This window comes from Luteolibacter sp. LG18, from assembly GCF_036322585.1.
Lineage (GTDB): Bacteria > Verrucomicrobiota > Verrucomicrobiia > Verrucomicrobiales > Akkermansiaceae > Luteolibacter.
Window position 1 is genome coordinate 1,458,235 of record NZ_AP024600.1, and the last position, 19,527, is coordinate 1,477,761.

The 19,527-nt window shown below is 67.2% G+C and carries 11 protein-coding genes; 7 read left to right on the forward strand and 4 right to left on the reverse strand.

What is annotated here, in order from left to right; translation table 11 throughout:
- Positions 1 to 181 precede the first annotated feature (181 nt).
- Together uvrA and llg_RS06160 are read right to left on the reverse strand one after the other, a co-directional pair.
- Entirely contained in the window at positions 182 to 5,752 is a 5,571-nt protein-coding gene (gene uvrA / locus llg_RS06155) for an excinuclease ABC subunit UvrA (RefSeq protein WP_338288823.1), read from the reverse strand.
- Between the two features lie 56 nt (positions 5,753 to 5,808).
- Complete coding sequence (locus tag llg_RS06160) at positions 5,809 to 7,047, reverse strand: serine/threonine-protein kinase (protein ID WP_338288824.1); 1,239 nt, start codon at positions 7,045 to 7,047, stop codon at positions 5,809 to 5,811.
- Positions 7,048 to 7,261: 214 nt separating this feature from the next.
- Between llg_RS06160 and llg_RS06165 the strand changes: the two genes are divergently transcribed.
- A complete protein-coding gene (locus tag llg_RS06165; protein ID WP_338288825.1) occupies positions 7,262 to 7,648 on the forward strand; it encodes a globin in 387 nt (128 codons plus the stop codon).
- Positions 7,649 to 7,702: 54 nt separating this feature from the next.
- On the opposite strand, the gene llg_RS06170 is transcribed toward llg_RS06165, so the two are convergent.
- Positions 7,703 to 9,463 (reverse strand): serine/threonine-protein kinase, encoded by a 1,761-nt coding sequence (locus llg_RS06170; protein WP_338288826.1) that lies wholly within the window; start codon positions 9,461 to 9,463, stop codon positions 7,703 to 7,705.
- 61 nt (positions 9,464 to 9,524) lie between these two features.
- Positions 9,525 to 10,889 (reverse strand): type II CAAX endopeptidase family protein, encoded by a 1,365-nt coding sequence (locus tag llg_RS06175; RefSeq protein ID WP_338288827.1) that lies wholly within the window; start codon positions 10,887 to 10,889, stop codon positions 9,525 to 9,527.
- Positions 10,890 to 10,994: 105 nt separating this feature from the next.
- Between llg_RS06175 and llg_RS06180 the strand changes: the two genes are divergently transcribed.
- From llg_RS06180 to nadE, 6 genes are all read left to right on the forward strand, one after another.
- On the forward strand, positions 10,995 to 12,071 hold the full coding sequence (locus llg_RS06180; RefSeq protein ID WP_338288828.1) for a type II CAAX endopeptidase family protein: 1,077 nt from the start codon (positions 10,995 to 10,997) through the stop codon (positions 12,069 to 12,071).
- Entirely contained in the window at positions 12,068 to 12,988 is a 921-nt protein-coding gene (locus tag llg_RS06185) for a thiamine-phosphate kinase (protein ID WP_338288829.1), read from the forward strand. The genes llg_RS06180 and llg_RS06185 overlap by 4 nt, the downstream gene beginning before the upstream one ends.
- Before the next feature lie 276 nt (positions 12,989 to 13,264).
- Positions 13,265 to 15,136 (forward strand): beta-L-arabinofuranosidase domain-containing protein, encoded by a 1,872-nt coding sequence (locus llg_RS06190; RefSeq protein ID WP_338288830.1) that lies wholly within the window; start codon positions 13,265 to 13,267, stop codon positions 15,134 to 15,136.
- A 260-nt stretch (positions 15,137 to 15,396) separates the two neighbouring features.
- On the forward strand, positions 15,397 to 16,083 hold the full coding sequence (locus tag llg_RS06195) for an NUDIX domain-containing protein (RefSeq protein WP_338288832.1): 687 nt from the start codon (positions 15,397 to 15,399) through the stop codon (positions 16,081 to 16,083).
- 13 nt (positions 16,084 to 16,096) lie between these two features.
- Positions 16,097 to 17,539 (forward strand): nicotinate phosphoribosyltransferase, encoded by a 1,443-nt coding sequence (locus llg_RS06200; RefSeq protein WP_338288833.1) that lies wholly within the window; start codon positions 16,097 to 16,099, stop codon positions 17,537 to 17,539.
- Positions 17,539 to 19,506: an NAD(+) synthase gene (gene nadE / locus llg_RS06205; protein ID WP_338288834.1), complete on the forward strand. Its 1,968-nt coding sequence runs from the start codon at positions 17,539 to 17,541 to the stop codon at positions 19,504 to 19,506. Before llg_RS06200 ends, nadE begins: the two co-directional genes overlap by 1 nt.
- The last annotated feature ends 21 nt before the right edge of the window (positions 19,507 to 19,527 follow it).

Genomic DNA, 19,527 nt, shown 5'->3' on the forward strand with positions numbered 1-19,527 from the left:
AAAAGAATCCTCAGGCCAAGGCTTCTTTCACAACAAGGAGCAGGGACATTCCTGTCCCGTCTCACGAACACTTGCCAGCGAAGCTGGGTGAATTGTGAAAACGGGACAGGAATGCGGAAGACCCAATCAAACGGGAAGCGGTGACTGGCATGGCCGGAGGCAATGTCCCTGCTCCCAGCCATCATCGGCTCAGCGCCGCTTTCAGGAACGGCGCGGTGCGGGATTTTTTCGACTTCGCCACCTGCTCGGGCGTGCCTTCGGCAATGAGCGTGCCACCGTTCTCGCCGGCCTCGGGGCCGAGGTCGATGACGTGGTCCGCCTCCGCCGCCACCGCCATGTGGTGCTCGATGACGACCACGGTGTGGCCTTCATCCACGAGGCGGTGCAGCACGTCGATGAGCCGCTTCACATCCTCCAGGTGCAGGCCGACGGTGGGCTCCTCGATGAGGTAGAGATTCTTGTTCACCGATTGCAGCGTGCGGATCTGGGTCTTCGCGCCGCGGCCCTTGGCGATCTCGCTGATGAGCTTGATGCGCTGGGCCTCGCCACCGGAGAGGGTGGGGGAGGCCTGGCCGAGCTGGAGGTAGCCGAGGCCGGTGTCCGCCATCAGGCGCAGCGGCCGGGCGATGCGCGGTTGCGACTCGAAGAACACCGCGGCCTCATCGATGGTCATCGCGAGGACGTCGCCGATGTTCTTGTCGCGGAAGGTCACCTCCAGCGTGGCGGGGTTGTAGCGGTTGCCGTTGCACCCTTCGCAGTGGACCCAGGTGGGCGGCAGGAAATCCATCTCCAGCTTCACGCGGCCGTTGCCATTGCACTCGGTGCAGCGTCCGCCTTCGGTGTTGAACGAGAACCGCGAGGCCTCGAAGCCGCGCATGCGCGCCTCGGGAAGCTGGGCGTAGAGCGCGCGGATGTCGTCGAAGACCTTCACATACGTCGCCGGGCAGGAACGGGAGGTCTTGCCGATCGGCGATTGGTCGACCTCGTACACGCTCTGGATCTTGTCGAAGCCGATGGCTTTCGTGAACGACAGCGGCGTGTTCTTCTTGGTCGGCTTCAGCAACCGGTTGGCGGCGGCCACGGCCAGGCAGGAATGCATCAGCGTCGACTTGCCGGAACCGGAAATGCCGGTGAGGACGGTGAGGCGGCCAAGCGGCACGTGGATGTCGAGGTCCTTCAGGTTGTTCGCCCGGCAACCGGTGACGGTGAGCCGCGGATGGTCTTTCGGAACGGCCCGGCGTTCGCCTCGCATCGGGTGGACGAGGATGTCCGAGAGCGCGCGCCAGGTGGGCGAGTCCTGGTGAGCCAGTTTCTTCGCCTTCGAGGCGGTGGCGACCGGCGGCTTGCCTTGGTAGACGACCTGCCCGCCGAGGCGGCCGGCACCGGGCCCGAGGTCGATGAGATGGTCGGCGCGGGCGATGGTGTCCTCGTCGTGCTCGACGACGATGAGCGAGTTCCCCTTGTCGCGCAGGGCCACGAGCGTGTTGAGCAGCGCGGCGTTGTCGCGCGGGTGCAGGCCGATGGTCGGTTCGTCCAGAACGTAGAGCACGCCGCGGAGGTTCGAGCCGAGCTGGGCGGCTAGGCGGATGCGCTGGCTTTCGCCGCCGCTAAGCGTCTTCGCCGAGCGGTCGAGCTGGAGGTAGCCGAGGCCGACCTCCTGGAGGAAGGCGAGGCGTTGCTTGATCTCCGGCAGGATGTCGCGGGCGATCAGGGAGTCACGGGCGGCGGTGAAACGGATCTTCCCGAAGTGGCCGGCGGCGTGGTCGATGGCCAGCCGCGCGACGTCCCGGATCGGCGTGCCCTGGAGATGTACGGCGGACGCCGTACGATTCAGGCGCGCGCCGTGGCAGGACGGGCACTCGACGAGCTCCTCGTCCTCCATGCGCTCGATCGTGCGGTCGGCGTCGAGTTCGGCCTCCAGCACCGAGTCGAAGCGCGAGGTGTCGAGGTGGCGGCGGCGTTTCGGCACCAGGCCGTGGCCGCGGCAATCCAGGCACCAGCCGTGCGGCGAGTTGAACGAGAACAGGCGCGGGTCGAGGTCGTCGTAGGACTTGTGGCAGCATGGGCAGCTCGCCTCGCTGGAGAGCAGCACGAACTTCTTGTCCGGGGTGAAGAGGCGGATCACGCCCTTGCCGATATCGAGCGCGCGGGCGACCGGCGCGGCGGTGTTGGCCGCTCCCTTCGGGAAATCCGCCACGACCACGTCGATGTCGTGCTCCTTGAACCGCTCCAGCCGCTGGAAGCCCTCGGCCTCGCGGAACTTCTTGTCCACCAGCAGCCGGGTGAAGCCCTGCTTGAGTGCCCATTCCGCGACCTCGGTGTGGAAACCCTTGCGCGCGCGGATCACCGGCGCGAGCAGGCTGACCGGGCCCTTCTTCAGGTGGCCGCGCAGCGTGTTCTCGATCGCGGCGAGCGACTGCTTCTCCACCGGCACCTGACAGTCCGGGCAGTACTGCACGCCGAGCTTCGAATAAAGCAGGCGGATGAAGTTCCACAGCTCGGTGACGGTGGCCACGGTCGACTTGCCACCGCCCTGCGACACGCGCTGCTCGATGGCCACGGTCGGCGGCAGCCCGGCGAGGCGGTCGATCTCCGGCTTCTCAAGCTGCTCGGCGAACTGGCGGGCGTAGGCCGACATTGAATCGAGGAACCGCCGCTGGCCCTCGGCGAAGAGGATGTCGAAGGCGAGCGTGGACTTGCCCGAGCCGGACAGACCGGAGAGCACCACGAACTTCTCGCGCGGGATCTCCAGCGAGATGTTCTTCAGGTTGTGGTGGCGTGCGCCGGAAAGCGTGATCGCCTCGGTGCCTTCGTAAACCGCCGTGGAAACGGGCGCCTGATTGTGCAGCCCCCTGCCACCGGCGAGCGCGTCCTTCAGGAAACGCGCGGTCTCGGTGCCCAGGGTCGCGATGTGCTCGGGCGGTCCGTCACCGACAAGCTGGCCGCCGTTCGCGCCCGCTTCCGGGCCGAGGTCGAGGATCCAGTCCGCGCACTTGATCACGTCCAGATTGTGCTCGATGACGAGCAGCGAGTGGCCTGAATCGACGAGGCGCTGGAACACGGCGAGCAGGCGCTCGATGTCGGTGAAGTGCAGGCCGGTGGTGGGCTCGTCGAGGATCAGCAGCTTGCTGCCCGCGCTGTCGCCCTTGGTTTCCGCGAGGAGCTGGCAGAGCTTCAGACGCTGGGCCTCGCCACCGGAAAGCGTGTTGAGCGGCTGGCCGAGCTTCAGATAGCCGAGACCGACCTCCGCGAGCGGCTGGAGCAACCCGGTGATCTGGCCGTGGCGTTTCGCGACCGGATTCGGGAGACCTTCCACGGTGTAGAACGCGATCGCCTCATCGACGGTCAGCTCGAGGATGTCCGCGACCGACTTGCCCCGGTAGGTGATGTCGAGCGTGGACGCCTTGTAGCGGCGGCCGTTGCAATCCGGGCAGGTGACGTAGAGGTCGGAGAGGAACTGCATCTCCACTTTCTCCGAGCCGACGCCGGCGCAGCGGTCGCAGCGGCCCTCGCCGGAGTTGAACGAAAAGAAGCCGGTGTTCAGCTCACGCGCTTTCGCGTCCTCGGTGAGGGCGAAGAGCTGGCGGATTGGATCGAAGGCCCCCATGAACACGGCGGGCGTGGAACGCGGCGTGCGCGCGACCGGCGACTGGTCGACCAATTCGATGCCGCCGAGATGCTTCGCGCCGTTGATCTCCTTCACGCGCGCGGCCTCGTCCTCGATCTCCTTGCCGAACTTGCGGGCGAGGTTGAGGTAGAGGATGTCGTGAACGAACGTCGATTTTCCCGAGCCGGACACGCCGGTGAGGCAGCAGAACAGGCCGAGCGGGATGTCGGCATCCAGCTTCTTCAGGTTGTGCTTGGTCGCGCCGCGGATCTCCAGCTTGGCGGTGCCGGGCTGGCGGCGCTTGGCGGGCAGCGCGATCGACTTGCCACCGCCGAGCCACGGCAGCGTGCCGCCCTGGCCCTTCGCCGGTTTCACGACCGGGCCTTGGTAAAGGAGCGTGCCGCCGTGTTCGCCGGAGGCCGGGCCGAGGTCGATGATCTCATCCGCGGCGCGCATCACCGCTTCCTCGTGCTCGACCACGACCAGCGTGTTGCCCTTGTCGCGCAGGCCGTGCATCACGCCGACGAGGCGGTGGATGTCCCGCGGGTGCAGGCCGACGGTCGGCTCATCGAGCACGAACAAGGTTCCTGTTAGAGACGCGCCGAGGCAGGTGGTGAGGTTCACGCGCTCGACCTCGCCGCCGGACAGCGTGCGCGTCGGGCGGTCCAGCGTGAGGTAGCCGAGACCGACCTCGCCGAGGTAGTGGAGCCGCGAGGTGATTTCATTCAAGACGAGATCCAGCGAGGGATCGGACGGAGTGCCGAGTGATCGGTGAGCAGTGATCAGAGAAGAAAACCAATCGCGGAGGTCGGAGACGGGGAGGGTCCACAGGTCGGGAAGCGCCTTGCCGTCGATCTTGAAGCACAGCGATTCCGGCTGGAGGCGCTTGCCGCGGCACTCCGGGCAGGCGGTGTAGGAACGGTAGCGGCTGAGGAAGACGCGGACGTGCATCTTGTAGGCCTTCGTTTCCAGCCAGTCGAAGAAGCCCTTCACGCCGTACCACTTGCCATCCCGCCACAGCTCCTCGGTGTCGGCCAGGGTGGTGGCGCCGGGAGTCTTACGGTCGCCGTAGTAGATCCACTCGCGGATGTCGTCGTCGAGGTCCTCCCACGGCTCGTGGATGTCGATGCGGCGCTCCTTGCAATGGCGGAGCAGGTCGCGCTGGCACTCCTCGCCTCGCTCGCCCTGGAAGGGCTTGATCGCGCCCTGCTTGATCGAGAGCGAGGGATCGGGCACGGCCTTGTCCAGATCGATGCCGATGATGCGGCCGAAGCCCCGGCACTTCGGGCAGGCGCCGAGCGGGTTGTTGAACGAGAACAACGAGGGGCTGGGCGCGCGCAGGCTGAAGCCGGTGTGCGGATTGGTCCAGCCGGTGGAGAACTTCCGTGTCTCCGCGCCGGGCACGGTGATGGCGGCGTGACCCTTGCCGAGATGGAAGGCGGTCTCGAGGGCCTCCAGCAGGCGCAGGCGGTTGTCCTCGGAAACCGTGACTCGATCCTGGATCACCTCAATGGCGCGCTTGAACTCCACGCCCTCCGGCGCGGGTTCGTCGGTGCGGAGCACGTTGCCGCCCTGGAGCAGGCGAAGGTAACCCTGCTGGTTGAGGAACGGGAACAGGTCCGCGCTCTTCGTGTCCGGCGGGACCGGCACCGGGAAGGTCACCATCACCGCCTGCCCCGCCACGTTCGCCGCGGCCCAATCGGCGGCGGATTCCGGGCTGTCCGGGCGGATCTCCTCGCCGGTGTGGGGATCGAAGCCGGTGGCCAGCCGCGCGTAGAGCAGCTTCAGGTAATCATTGATCTCCGTGAGCGTGCCGACCGTCGAGCGGGTGGTGCGGACGCTGTTCTTCTGCTCGATGGCGATCGCCGGCGGGATGCCCTCGATCTTGTCGACCGCGGGCTTGTCCATGCGGTCGAAGAACTGCCGGACGTACGGCGAGAACGTCTCGACGTAGCGGCGCTGGCCCTCCGCGTAGAGCGTGTGGAAGGCGAGCGACGACTTGCCGGAGCCGGACGGGCCGGTGACAACGGTGAGCTTCCCGAGCGGGATATCGAGATCGAGCCCCTTCAGGTTGTGCTGGCGGGCACCCCGGAGGGAAATGGCGGGCGCGGTGGACGGGGCGGAGGACTTTTTCCGAGCGGGCACGCCCGGACTCTAGGCAGGAATGCCCGCTCCGCCAGTGGAACCCGCGCCGGAATCGATCACGGCGCGTCGATCGTCGGATCCGCCTTCGGCGGGGACGTCGATCCGAAGGGAGACGAGGACTCCTCCACCGGTTTCGGCAAGGGCTTGATGGCCCCGGTGGCGGACGGAATCTTCGGCGCGGCGGGCTCCGGAGCGGCAGGCGCGGATTGAGTCGGCGGCTCAGGGGCGTCGCCCTTTTGGAAATGGACGCCGTTCTTCACGATGTACCAGGCAATCGCCACGACCCCGCCAAGCAGCAGGATGGTGGTGAGCCAGCCGGAGCTGCCCTTGCCGCCGGCATAGCTGGCGCGGGCACGACCGGCAACCGGTGCACGGCGCACCGGAGCCGGCGCTCGGTTTGCCCCGGTGCCGGGAACCTTGCCGGGCATCCGGTGGAGCGACGTGGGAGCGCGCAGATTGACCGCATGGGTCGCCTGGCCGAGGGCCTCCTCCAAGTGGTGGAGCTCGCGGGCCATCACCCCGGCATTCGCGTAACGCATTTCCGGCATCGGGTGGGTGGCGGTGCGGACGATGGCGTCGAAGCGGATGTCACAGCCGCTGATCACGGACGGCACGCGCGGGTCATCCGCGGGCACCTTGCCGGTGAGCAGTTCGTGGAGCACCACGCCGATCGAGAAAATGTCCGCACGGGCATCCACCGCGGTCGGGCGGTTCAAGACCTCCGGGGCGGTGTAGTGCGGGGTGCCGAAAACGGTTTCCGAGCCATCCTCGTGGGCCCCGATCGGGCGGGCGAGGCCGAAGTCCCCGATCTTCGGGCGGGCCTGGAGATCGAGCAGGATGTTCGCGGGCTTGATGTCGCGGTGGAGGATCCCGGCCTCATGGGCGTGGGCGAGGCCATCGCAGGAGGCGGCGGTGATGCGGGCGACCTCGCGAGGGTCGATCCGGTTGCCATAGGCCGCGTGGTAGAGCGAACCACCGGCGACATACTCCATGATGATGTAGGGCATGCCCTCCACCTCACCGAAATCGAAGACCCCGATCAGGTTCGGGTGGTTCAAGCGGGCCATCGCCTTGGCCTCGGCCTGGAAGGCCTGGCGGAAGGACGGGTCCGCGCCGAACTCGCGCGGCAGGATCTTGATTGCCACAGTGCGGTCCAGCGAGCGCTGCACGGCCTGGTACACCGCGCCCATGCCGCCGCAGGCCACCAGCCCCACGATGTCGTAGCCGGGGAACAACTCGGCGAGATGTTCCGGGGTGGGGGCCTCGAAGGTGGGAGGATGGTCAACTGCGGTCATGAGAGGTTCGGAAAGGGATCGGAAACGGCTGCGGCTAGCCTGCCGACCGAATGAAGGTCAAGGGCTATCGGGCGGCCTCCGGACATACAAATGTCGTAGGGAGACGGTTTTGTGACCCGTTCCTTGGGAAAATTATCAACTTAATAACCCCGCGCCAGCCCAACCGTTTCGAAACTCGCTGGAAAAGCCGCCTCTCCCGGACCAGTTCTTGGCCGTGGACGAGCAAATGACCTTCGAGGCGATGGGCGAGGACGGGATCACCCGCCTGGTCGCGGCCTTTTACCGGCGCGTGAAAACCGACGACCTGCTGGGGCCGATGTACCCGCCGGACGACTGGGAGGGCTCGGAGAAGCGGCTGCGGGATTTCCTGCTGTTCCGGATCGGTGGGGTCACCCGCTACCTGGAGGAACGGGGTCACCCGCGGCTGCGCATGCGCCACATGCCCTTCACCATCAGCGAGCGCGAGCGCGACCGCTGGGTGGCGCTGATGCGCGAGTCCATGGACGAAACCGCCGTGCCAGCCGAGGCGCGGCTGTGGCTGGGTCCGTTTTTCGAGCAAGTGGCGGATTTTCTGAGGAATCATCCCGGGCATGGAGGGTGATGAGCCCTCCATAGCAGGATTCCTTCCAACTTCCCGGGTGTTAGCGGAACCCGCTCACCTCACCGGGGTCCCGAAGGGATTGGTGGGGCCGAAGATGCCCTTGTACTCATTGACCTCCTCGATGACCGGATTCGCCGGCTGGAGGGTGCCGCCGAGGCTGGTGACCCAGATGGCGAGGTCGGAGGTGGCGGAGAGGCGCTGGCTGAGCTGGCCGGTGCTCTGGCCCTTCCCCTTCGCTTCCTCGATGGCGGTGCGCATCTTCGGAATGTAGAAATCGCGGATGCGGCCGACCTTGGTGGCGTAGGTGGTGTCGATCTGCTTCTGGGCCTCCGCGGCGCGGGCGAGGGACTTCGCCATGGCCGGGGTGGCCTTGACCGGACCGCCATCCGGGATGGTGACCGGAACGCGGAAATCGCGGACGAAGCCCTTGAGCTTGTCGATCTCGGCCTGGGTGGCGGCTTGTTCCTTCTTCGCCAGCGAGCGGATGCCGGAGTCGAGTTCGGAGGCGAAATTGCGGACGTTGGTGGTGAGCGCCTGGGTGCGTTCCTTTTCAGCGGCGGCGATCAGCTCGCGGGCCTTGTCGGTGAACTGGTCGGGAGCCTCGTTGCCCGAGGCCGTTTCGGTGGTCTTGGTGTCCGTCTGGCCGCCGGTCCCCGGGACCGGGGTGCCGAAGGGCGAGGGTTCGTCCGCACGCGGGGTGCCGCCGCGGGGAATGAGGCTGGTGCCGGAGGATTTGGAAGATCCCGAGTCACCGGAGGTCCCCGGTGCCGGTTTGGAAACATCCGAGGTCGGAGCCGAGCTGAAGCCGCCTTCGTTGTACTTGTTCCACAGGAAGTAGCCACCGCCGCCGAGAACGCCGAGGAGGATCAGATTGACCAACACCCCGCCGAAGCCGCCCTTGCGGACCTCCTGGATCTCGTCCTCCTCCAGACGTTTCGCCGGGGCACGCAGCGGGGCAGCGGCGCGGGCCGGAGTTTCCGCTTCGGGCGTGGCACCGGAAGCCGCCGCGGCGGCGGCACGACCGGCGAGCTTCTGCTTGAGCCAGGCGGAGAGGTCGGCGGCGAACTCATGGCAATCCGGGTAGCGGAAACCGGGATTCGGATTGGTGGCACGCTGGAAGATCCGGTCGAGCTCGCCATCCACCGAGCAAACCACGGAGGGCAGGGGTGAAACGGCGTGCGGCTCGGCCCCGGCGAGCAGGGTGTAGAGGATGATACCGACGGAGTAGACATCCGAGCGGCGGTCGGCCACCTCCGGCTGGCGAAGCACCTCCGGAGCGATGTAGGCCCCGTTCTCACCGCCCGCCTCTCGCAGGTCGGCAAGGCCGAAGTCACCGATCTTCGGTTCCGCCTTCTGGTTGAGCAGGATGTTGGCGAGCTTCAGGTCGCGGTGGATCACGCCGTTGTCGTGGGCGTGGGCGAGGCCCTTGCTGATGGCGATCACCAGCTCGGCGGCCTGGGCGGGATCGATCTTCTTGCCGCTGGCGGAGCGTTGCAGGGACTTGCCCGGCACGAATTCCATGACGAGGTAGGGCATGCCATCGACCTCGCCGCAGTCGTACACCGAAATCAGGTTCGGGTGATTCAGGCGGGCGAGCACGCGCGCGCCGCTCTCGAAGGCTTGGCGGACCTTGGGATCTGCCATCCGCTCGGGCGGTAGGATCTTCACCGCCACATCGCGGTCGAGGGACTTCTGGCGGGCCTTGTAAACGGCACCGGTGACGCCGGAGGCGATCAGCATTTCGAAATCATACGCCGACATCCGCGCGGCGAGGGCCTCGGGCGCGGGAGCATCAAAGGAGGAGGGCAGACTCATGAATACAGGGAACAGGTAACAACGGAACGACCGCTTTGCGATGGGAAACCCCGGGGACGCCTCAATGGAGCGAAGAATGGTAAACCAGCCACTCGGGCACCTTCACCGCCGCGTTGTAGAGCAGGTGGAGGACGATCGCCGTCGGCAGGTTCCGGGTGGCGGCATAGACGAGGGCGCAGGTGAAGCCGAACGCCCCCACGCTCGCAAGTCCATAAAGGTCATAGAAATGCACCAAGGCGAAGGCTCCCGCGGAAAGCAGCGCCCCGGCGAGGATGCCGAATCGATTCCCGAGCGAGCGGAACAACACGCCGCGGTAAACGATCTCTTCGGCAATGGGAGCCATCAGGCAGGCGGAAACCAAGGCCACGGTGAGCCCCCACATCCCGTCCTCGCCAAATCCCAGCCCACCGGTGGGATCGGGCGGCGAGTAGTGCTTGAGCGGGGGCAAAACCAGCTCATTGATCCAGCCCACGAGGGCGAAAGCCCCCAGCACGATCCCCCAGGAAGGCGCGCGGTTCAGGCCGAAGACGCGGATCGCATGGCCGGGACGCCGGAACAACAGCCCGATCGCGATCAAAGCGGGAAGCAGGCGCATGGCGGTATCAAGCGCCAACACCAGCCACTCCGGCACATCCTGCACGGCAGTGAACCCGGCCCGCATCGACAAGCTGAACCCGATCCAAGCCAACGTGGCCGCGAGAAACACGACCATGCCGAGCGAGGCCGACCAGCCGCTGATGTACCCCCGGTCCTTCCAATGACGCAGCGCGGCGAGCCGCCGCAACGTCAGCGGAATGCAGAACGTGCCTGCCACCACGACCAGCCAAACAGCGCATCGGCCGATGATCGCACGCTTCCGCAGGGTCGCCGAGCCATCGTCGAACATCTTCAGCGCCACCGCCATCTCGCCGCTGATCGGACGCTCCGCGATGTAGGCGCGCGCCAACGAGCGATCCCACCAGCGGCCCTCACCTGCCAGCATCCGGCCGATCACCGTTTCATAGCTTTCGGGAAATTCCACCCCTTGGAGCGCGGCACCGGTCTGGCGCAGGGTTTCCAGCACCGGCTTGTGATCCTGCTCGGACTCCGCCACCACCAACGCGCCCAGCCCTTCCGAGCCGAGGCTCTTCTCATTCGCGAGCAACCACAGGGCATCAATGCCACGACGGCGGGCCTTTTCCGGAGACCCCACGCCGACGAGCGCCCGCAGCCAATGGGGATCGCCCGACATGGCCTCGGCGAGGCGCACGTCCCGGTCCATCTTGACCAGCGCGATCTGGTCGGTGCCGGGCTCGTAGCCTTCCTTCACGCCGAAATAGTGGTCCCACAGCCACACGCCGAGCAGGAAGGCGAGCAGCGCGATGAACGGCTCGGGAAAGCGGCGGCTGAGGATTTGCCGGTAGGGATTCGGAGTCGGTACCGGCATGAGGAAGGGAGACAGCCCCTCCACAATCGTCAATTCCTCCGGACTGACAAGCCATCTTAACGATCCATCCGGAAGCCTCCTTCGATTTTCCCTCTGGCGGAGCGGATGGACCTGACCCACTCTGCCGCCGTGTTCGACCTGATCGCCGAAACCACCCCCGCCGTTGTCAGCCCGGAATTGATCCTCGTCTTCAAGGGCAGCTTTCTGGCGGCGCTGGTGATCATCGCGGTGGCGATCGCGGTGCGATCCATGCTCGCCAAACGGGATCAGGAGCTGGAACCGGAGGCCGCCCCTTTGCCCCCGCAGCCCTGGGCCCCACCGTCATTCCCACCGCTGCCGCCGGTAGCGGAGCTCAATCCTTCGCCCTACACCCCGCCGCTGGCTCCTGGCATGACGCAGGCGGAACTGATGACCGCGGTGCAGACGGAGGCTGTGATGGAGGAGTCCCCGGTGGCCACGCCGGGCGTGAAAACGCGCCATTTCCACCCGCTGGACCTGGCGGCGGTGGGGTTCTTCTTCCTGTTCTTCTTCGCCCAAGCCGTGGCCCAAGCCAAGATGCCGACAGGCGGGGAGGTCAAATACACGCCCGCCGCCCTGATCGCCGCTCTGGTCTTCCAAGCCGGGATGGCCGGGGGCGTGCTGGCGATCATGTTCGCACGGGTGCGGCCGGTGGCGTTGCTGGGTCTGCGCTGGCCGAAGTGGCCGTGGGCGCTGCTGATCGGCCCGGCGGGGGTCTTCACCATGTGGGGGATCCTGTTCGGCGTGCAGGCCGCAGGCTACATGAAGTGGGCGCAGTCGCTCGGCGGCACGGCCCAGGACACGGTGGAGCTGCTCAAGACCAGCCACGATCCGGTGGTGCTGGGCCTGATGGCCTTCATCGCGGTGATCGTGGCCCCGGTGTGCGAGGAGGTCATTTTCCGCGGCTACATCTACCCGGTCACGAAGAAGTTCGGCGGCAAGTGGGCAGCGGCGGTGTTCACGGCGCTGGTCTTCGGTGCGGCCCACGGCAACCTGCCGGCGCTGCTGCCGCTGTTCCTCCTCGCGCTGGGGCTGATCTGGCTGTATGAGAAAACCGGCTCGCTATGGGCCCCGATCGCGGTGCACCTGTGCTTCAACGGGGCCACCGTGCTGATCCAGGCGCTGGTGCGCTACCTCGATCTCAAGGTGGACCCCGGGTTGTGAAAAAGACGCTCCAAGACCTCGGCGAGGACGCCCTGATCGACCGGCTGGTGCGACTGGTGCCACGCGACCCCGATGCCCTTGCCGGACCGGGCGATGATTGCGCCGTGATCGACACCGGCACTCCCCGCGTGCTCCAGCTTCTGAAAACCGACGCCATGGTGGAAGGGGTGCATTTCCTGCCGGACGCCCCGCCGCGCAAGATCGGCTGGAAGGCCGCCGCGCGGGTGCTCTCCGACTTCGCCGCGATGGGCGGGACCCCCGACCGCTTTCTGGTCACCATCGCGCTGCCCCCGGCCTGGCCGGTGGAGCGGATCGAGGGGATCTACCGCGGTTTCGGTGAATGCCTGGCCCGCCACGGCGGATTCCTGGCGGGCGGGGAAACAACGCGGGTGCCCGCGGGCTCCGCCGCCGTGATCTCGATCGCCGCCACCGGCAAGGTGGCACCGGGGCACCTCATCACCCGCTCAGGCGGTCGACCCGGAGACCTGGTGCTGGTAACCGGCAAGCTGGGTGGCTCGATCGGCGGGAAGCACCTGAGTTTCACCCCGCGGCTGGCCGAAGCGGCGTGGCTGGTGAGGCACCTGAAGCCGACCGCGATGATGGATCTCTCCGACGGAGTGGCGAAGGACCTGCCACGGCTGGCGAAAGCCAGCGGACTGGGCTTCACGCTGGATCGCACGGCCGTGCCGCGGACCAAGGGCTGTTCGGTGGAGCAGGCGCTCGGCGACGGCGAGGATTTCGAGCTGCTGCTGACCCTGCCCGCCCGGAAGTGGACGGCACGCGCCGCCGCGGCCTGGAAGGAAGCATTTCCAAAGCTGACGCTGACGGTGATCGGCAGGCTGGTGGAGGGGCAGGGGGAAGCTCTGGCGGGAGGATGGGACCATTTCGGCGCGGCAAAAGGCACGCCTCGGCCCTGATTTTCAGCCCCTTGCGGAAAGCTACGTATTTTCCCGAAAAAAATCGCTAGCTTGGCCTCGGAACTGCGTATTGTCCGGTGTCGCGACACACAGGCGGTCCGGCCGAAGAGCCTCTAGGTTTATTGGGTTTTTCCTCTAGGTTTATCGGTCGGGCCGCCTCCTTTTTTGGCCGGAACGCCTTGAAGCTCCGATCTATCGGATAAACGCCACCGCCCACCGGATCGGCCACTAGGCTTGCGCCACGGCGGCGGCAGGTCGATCTGATCGGGGGAAAGAATGACGACAGGCGTACGGTGGATGATCGCGGTGCTGGGCCTCGCCCGGACCGCGGCGGTGGAGCTGCCCGTGATGGAGGTGACGGGCATCCCGGTGGCGGACGTGCGCCTGCTCGACGGACCCTTCCGCGACGCCCAGAAGCGGGATCTCGATTACCTGCTCACGCTCGATCCGGAGCGGCTGCTTTCCGGGATGCGGGCCGCGGCCCACCTGCCGCCGAAGGCCCCGCTCTACGGCGGCTGGGAAAAGAACGGTTCGGGCATCGTGGGCCACTACCTGAGCGCTTGCGCGTGGATGTTCGCCGCCACCGGCGACCCGCGGGTGAAGGAGAAAATGGACGCGGTGGTGCGGGGGATGGCGGAGTGCCAGCAGAACGCTGGCAACGGCGGGCTGGCGTCCAACGCATGGGAGGCGGACCGTTGGTATCCGGGACTGGCGAAGGGCGGCACGACCTTCGGAAACGTGGTGCCGTGGTACGTGGGCCACAAGACGCTGGCCGGGCTGCGCGATGCCTGGCTGACCGGCGGCAGCGAGCAGGCGAAGGACGTGCTGCTGCGCTACGCCGACTGGTGCGTGGAGATCACCGCGAAGATGACGGACGCGCAGTGGGCGGCGATGACGATGAAGGAATTCGGCGCGCCGAACGAGGTCTTCGCCGACCTTTACGCCCTCACCCGGAAGCCGGGGTATCTCGCGCTGGCGAAACGCTTCACCAAGGAGCCGATGCTCGCCGCGCTGGCCCGCGACGAGGGCGGCGCGATCAACGGCCACCACGCGAACACCCAGATCCCGCTCTTCGTGGGCTACGAGCGCGTTTACCAGGTCACCGGCGAAACCCGCTGGCACGACGCGGCGAGGAACTTCTGGGAGGTGGTCGTGAACCGCCAGAGCTTCGTGATCGGTGGCAACAGCATCTGGGAGTCCTTCATCAACCCGGCCGAGTACGACCGCAAGCTGACCGAGGCCTGCGGGCCGGAGACCTGCAACACCTACAACCTGCTGAAGCTGACGAAACAGCTCCACGAGCTGCGTCCGGACGCACGCTACGGGGACTATCTGGAGCGGGCGTTGTTCAACCACATCCTGTCGTCGATCGGACCGGCGCCGGACAACGGTTTCGCCTACTACACGCCAGTGCGGCCGGGGCACTACAAGCGCTACTCGCTGCCATTCGATTCCTTCTGGTGCTGCGTGGGCAGCGGCATGGAGAACCACGGTCGCTACGGGGCCTACCTCTACTCCGCCGCCCCGGACCGGCTGCTGGTGAACCTCTACATCCCCTCGCAGGTGCGCTGGAAGGAACGCGGGGTCGAGATCCGGCAAACCACGGCGTTTCCCGCGGACGGGGTGGTGAACTTCGCGGTGAAGGCGGAGAAGCCTGCGACCTTCGAGTTTGCCGTGCGTTGCCCGGGCTGGAGCGATGCGGCCAAGGCGCGGCTGCGGGTGAATGGCAAGGACGTGCCGCCCACCTCGCAGGCACACGGCTATCTCGGCGTGAAACGGGAATGGCGGGATGGCGACACGTTCCAGGTGTGGTTCCCGGTGGGACCGCGGATCGAAACCAGCCTCGGCGGCGGCTACGAGGCCTGCTTCCACGAACCGCTGCTGCTGGCCGCGCCGCTGGGCACGGAGGGGCTGGAGAAGAAGGATTTCTACGCGGACGGCAGCGTGCCGTTCATCCAGCTCGGCCGGAAGGATCTCGACCAGGCGAAGGTCCCGGCGGTCGCGCGCGGCAGCGGGACGTCGGTGTTGAAACCGGACCCGAAGAACCCGCTGCGCTACACCCTGCAAACGACCACCGGCAGCGTGCCGCTGGTGCCGTTTTACCAAGTCGGGCTGGAGCGTTACTCGGTCTATTTTCCGGTGAGGTGATGCTCTGATGTGGAGTGCGGCGAGCGATCGCCGCTTTGAGCGGAGACGAGACATCGCCGGGGGCAACACCTGCTTTCGCCCATTCGCTCCCTCGTTCCAGAATCACCTCCTCTCTGGTTCCCGCTCCTCTTCCATGGCTCCACTGCATCCCCGTCGATTCTCTCCCGCACCCAAAGCGGCGATCGCTCGCCGCACTCCACATCAGAGACACGAACCCGCTTTCGCTTGACTAAGTGTCCAATAAACACTTTCTTGCCGCCGTGGCACACACTTACGAATATCCCCGCCCGGCGCTCACGGTGGACTGCGTGGTTTTCGGCTTCGATGGCGAGGGGCTGCAACTGCTGCTGATCCGCCGCGGCATCGAGCCCTTTCTCGGCACGTGGGCGCTGCCCGGGGGCTTCGTCCATATGGATGAGGATCTCGACGCGGCAGCGCGGCGCGAGCTGCTGGAAGAAACCGGCGTGCGGGACTTGTTCCTGGAACAGCTCTACACCTTCGGCACCCCGGAACGCGACCCGCGCGGACGGGTGGTGAGCGTGGCCTATCTGGCACTGGTGAAACCGGACGAGCACCCGGCCACCGGCGACACCGACGCGGCGGAGGCCAAATGGTTCCCCGTGACCGAGCTGCCCGCGTTGGCCTTCGACCATGCGGCGATCGTGGAAAAGGCACTGGAACGCCTGCGCGGAAAGATCCGCTGGCAGCCGGTGGGCTTCGAACTGCTGCCGGAGAAATTCACCCTCACCGACCTGCAATCGCTCTACGAAGCGATCCTCGGCCGCTCGCTCGACAAGCGGAACTTCCGCAAGAAGCTGCTGCAATTCGACTTCGTGGTGGCCCTCGACGAACACCGCTCGGGCCGCAACCGCCCGGCGCGCCTCCACCGTTTCGACCGCAAACAATACGAGCACCTCGTGCGCGCCGGCATTCACTTCGAACTTTGACTTTTCCCCTGACATGAACCCCGCGATCTCGCCCCTGCTCACCGATCTCTATCAGCTCACGATGGCCGCGGCCGCCTGGCAGGCGGGCGTGGCGGAACAGGAGTCGGTGTTCCACTTGTTCTTCAGACGGCTGCCGTTCGGCGGCGGCTATGCCATCGCGGCCGGACTGGAGCCGGCGCTGGAGTGGCTGGAGAACTTCCGCTTTTCGCCGGAGGACATCGCCTATCTGGCGGCGTTGAAGGCGGGCAACGGCGGGCCTTTGTTCAAGCGGGAGTTCCTCGATTACCTGGCGGCGATGAAGCTGGCCCTGAAGGTCGAGGCGGTGGCCGAGGGCAGCGTGGTGTTCGCGCACGAGCCGCTGCTGCGGGTGACCGGTCCGCTGGTGCAGGCGCAGCTCGTGGAGACCGCGCTGCTCAACGTGATCAATTTCCAGACGCTGATCGCGACGAAGGCGGCGCGGGTGTGCGAGGCGGCGGCGGGCGGCACGGTGGTGGAGTTCGGGCTGCGCCGGGCGCAGGGGCCGGATGGCGGCGTGGCGGCCTCGCGGGCGGCGTATCTCGGAGGCTGTGCGGCGACCTCGAACGTGGTGGCCGGACAGATCCACGGCATCCCGGTGAAGGGCACGCACGCGCACTCGTGGGTGATGGCCTTCGATGACGAACAGGAGGCCTTCGACCGCTACGTGGAGGCGATGCCGGACAACTCGATCCTGCTGGTGGACACCTACGACACGCTGGACGGCGTGGCCAAGGCGATCGAGGCGGGCAAGAAACTCGTCGCGCGCGGCCACCGGCTCGATGGCATCCGGCTCGACTCGGGCGACCTGGCGTGGCTGAGCATCGAGGCGCGCAAGCGGCTGGATGCCGCCGGTTTCACCGATGCGAAGATCGTGGCCTCGAACGACCTCGACGAACACCTCATCGAAAGCCTGCGCCACCAGGGCGCGCGCATCGACGTGTGGGGCGTGGGCACGCAGATGGTCACCGGCGGCGGCCAACCGGCGCTCGGCGGCGTCTACAAGCTCGGCGCGATCCGCGGGGCGGACGGCGAATGGAAGCCGCGCTTCAAGCGCAGCGAGCAGAGCGCGAAGGCCTCGGTGCCGGGCATCCTGCAGGTGCGGCGCTACGAGGTGGACGGTCGCTTCGTGGCGGACGCGATCTATGATGAAACCCGTAGCCTGCCGGACGAGGTGGTGGTGATCGACCCCGCCGACCCGCTGCGGCGCAAGCAGGTGCCGGAGGATGCGTTCTACACCGACCTGCTGCGGCCGGTGATGCGCGGCGGCAGGCGGATGCTCCCGGCCGAAGCGCTGGAGAAGATCCGCGAGCGGGTGAAGAAGCAGCTCACCGCGGTGGACCCGGCGGTGAAGCGGCTGGCGAACCCGCACGCGTATCCGGCCGGCCTGGAAGGCACGCTCGCCGCGCGCCGCGATGAACTCAACCGGAGGGAAGCCTGATGAACGCGATCCATCTCACCGCCGCCGCGCTGAACCAGACGCCGCTGGCCTGGACCACGAACGCGGCGAACATCCGCGCCGCGCTCGATGAAGCACGCGCCGCGGGCTCGGCGCTCGTGTGCCTGCCGGAGCTGTGCATCACCGGCTACGGCTGCGAGGATGCCTTTCTCGGCGAGGCGACGTGCCTGCGGGCGTGGGACCAATTGCTGGCGCTGCTGCCGGAAACGCGTGGCCGGGTGGTCTCGATCGGGCTACCGCTGCTGCACGGCCACTGCGTCTACAATGTCGCCGCACTGGCGGTGGATGGCGCGCTGGCCGGGTTGGTGGCGAAGCAAAATTTGGCGGGCGATGGCATCCACTATGAACCCCGTTGGTTCAAGCCGTGGCCCGCGGGCGTGGTGGACCGGTTCCGCTGTCCGGTGACGGGGGCGGAGCATCCGCTCGGCGACCTGGTGTTCGAGGTTGGCGGCGTGGCGATCGGGTTCGAGATCTGCGAGGACGCGTGGGTGGCGGACCGGCCGGGCACGCGGCTGGCCTCGCGCGGGATCGACGTGCTGCTCAATCCCAGCGCCAGCCATTTCGCCTTCGGCAAGGACGCGATCCGCCGCGGCTTCGTGACCGAGGGCTCGCGCGCGTTCTGCTGCGCCTACGTCTACGCGAACCTGCTGGGCAACGAGGCGGGGCGGGTGATCTACGACGGTCAGACGCTGATCGCCGCCGGTGGCACGCTGCTGGCGGAGGGGCCGCGCTTCGGTTTCGGCGACCGGCGGTTGCTGCACGCGGTGGCCGACCTTTCGCTGACACGGCCGGGCCGCAGCCGCTCGGCCAGCTATCGGCCGGACCTGCCGCTGGCCCACGATGGCAGCCGGGTGCGGCTGGACTTCGATTGGCCGGAGGCCCTGCCCGCCGCGGCGGCGGTGACACCGGTGCCATGGGAGGCCGGGGACAAGAAGGCGGAGGAATTCACCCGCGCGGTGACGCTGGGGCTCTTCGACTACCTGCGGAAATCGCGGGCGCGGGGCTACGTGGTCTCGCTCTCGGGCGGCGCGGACTCGGCGGCGGTGGCGGCACTGGTGCGGCTGATGCTGGACCTCGCCGTCGACGAGCTGGGCCACGACGCCTGCGCGGCGCGGCTGGGATTCGCCCAGGCGGAGCTGACGCCCGCTCAACTACTATTCACGGCGTATCAAGCGACCGCCAACAGCGGCGACGTGACCCGCCAGGCCGCCCGCGAGGTGGCGGCGGCGCTGGGAGCGGACCACCGCGAGCTGGAGATCGAGGCGATCCACGCCGCCTACAAGGCGCTGGCGGGCGAGGCGGTCGGACGCGCGCTCGATTGGGCGCACGACGACATCCCGCTCCAAAACATCCAGGCGCGGGTGCGCTCGCCCGGAATCTGGATGCTCGCGAACCTGCGCAACGCGATCCTGCTTTCGACCAGCAACCGCAGCGAGGCGGCGGTGGGTTACGCGACCATGGACGGCGACACCTCGGGCGGGCTCGCGCCGGTCTCGGGGATCGACAAGGCGTGGCTCCGGCAGTGGCTGCGCTGGCTGGAGACGATCGGGCCGCGGGTGGGGGAGGCCCACCGCCCGATCCCCGCGCTGGCGGCGATCAACCGCCAACAGCCGACCGCGGAACTGCGCCCGCCCGGCGAAGGCCAGACCGACGAGGGCGACCTGATGCCGTATCCGGTGCTCGACTTCATCGAGCGCGCCGCGATCCGCGACAAGCGCCCCCCGATGGACATCCTGCCGTTGTTGCTGGTCCGCTTTCCGGCACACGACCGAGAACAACACGTCGCGTGGCTGAAGCGGTTCTTCCGGCTGTGGAGCCGCAACCAGTGGAAGCGCGAGCGTTACGCGCCGGGCTTCCACCTCGATGACGAGAACCTCGACCCGAAAACCTGGTGCCGCTGGCCGATCCTCAACGGAGGATTCGAGGAAGAGCTGGCGGAGCTGGGATAGATCCACCTCCACGAAACCATC

Coding starts and splice junctions, on each gene's coding strand:
- llg_RS06160 (WP_338288824.1), bottom strand. CDS start 7,047: ATGACCGCAGTTGACCATCCTCCCACCTTCGAGGCCCCCACCCCGGAA.
- llg_RS06170 (WP_338288826.1), bottom strand. CDS start 9,463: ATGAGTCTGCCCTCCTCCTTTGATGCTCCCGCGCCCGAGGCCCTCGCC.
- llg_RS06175 (WP_338288827.1), bottom strand. CDS start 10,889: ATGCCGGTACCGACTCCGAATCCCTACCGGCAAATCCTCAGCCGCCGC.
- llg_RS06180 (WP_338288828.1), top strand. CDS start 10,995: ATGGACCTGACCCACTCTGCCGCCGTGTTCGACCTGATCGCCGAAACC.
- llg_RS06190 (WP_338288830.1), top strand. CDS start 13,265: ATGACGACAGGCGTACGGTGGATGATCGCGGTGCTGGGCCTCGCCCGG.
- llg_RS06200 (WP_338288833.1), top strand. CDS start 16,097: ATGAACCCCGCGATCTCGCCCCTGCTCACCGATCTCTATCAGCTCACG.
- nadE (WP_338288834.1), top strand. CDS start 17,539: ATGAACGCGATCCATCTCACCGCCGCCGCGCTGAACCAGACGCCGCTG.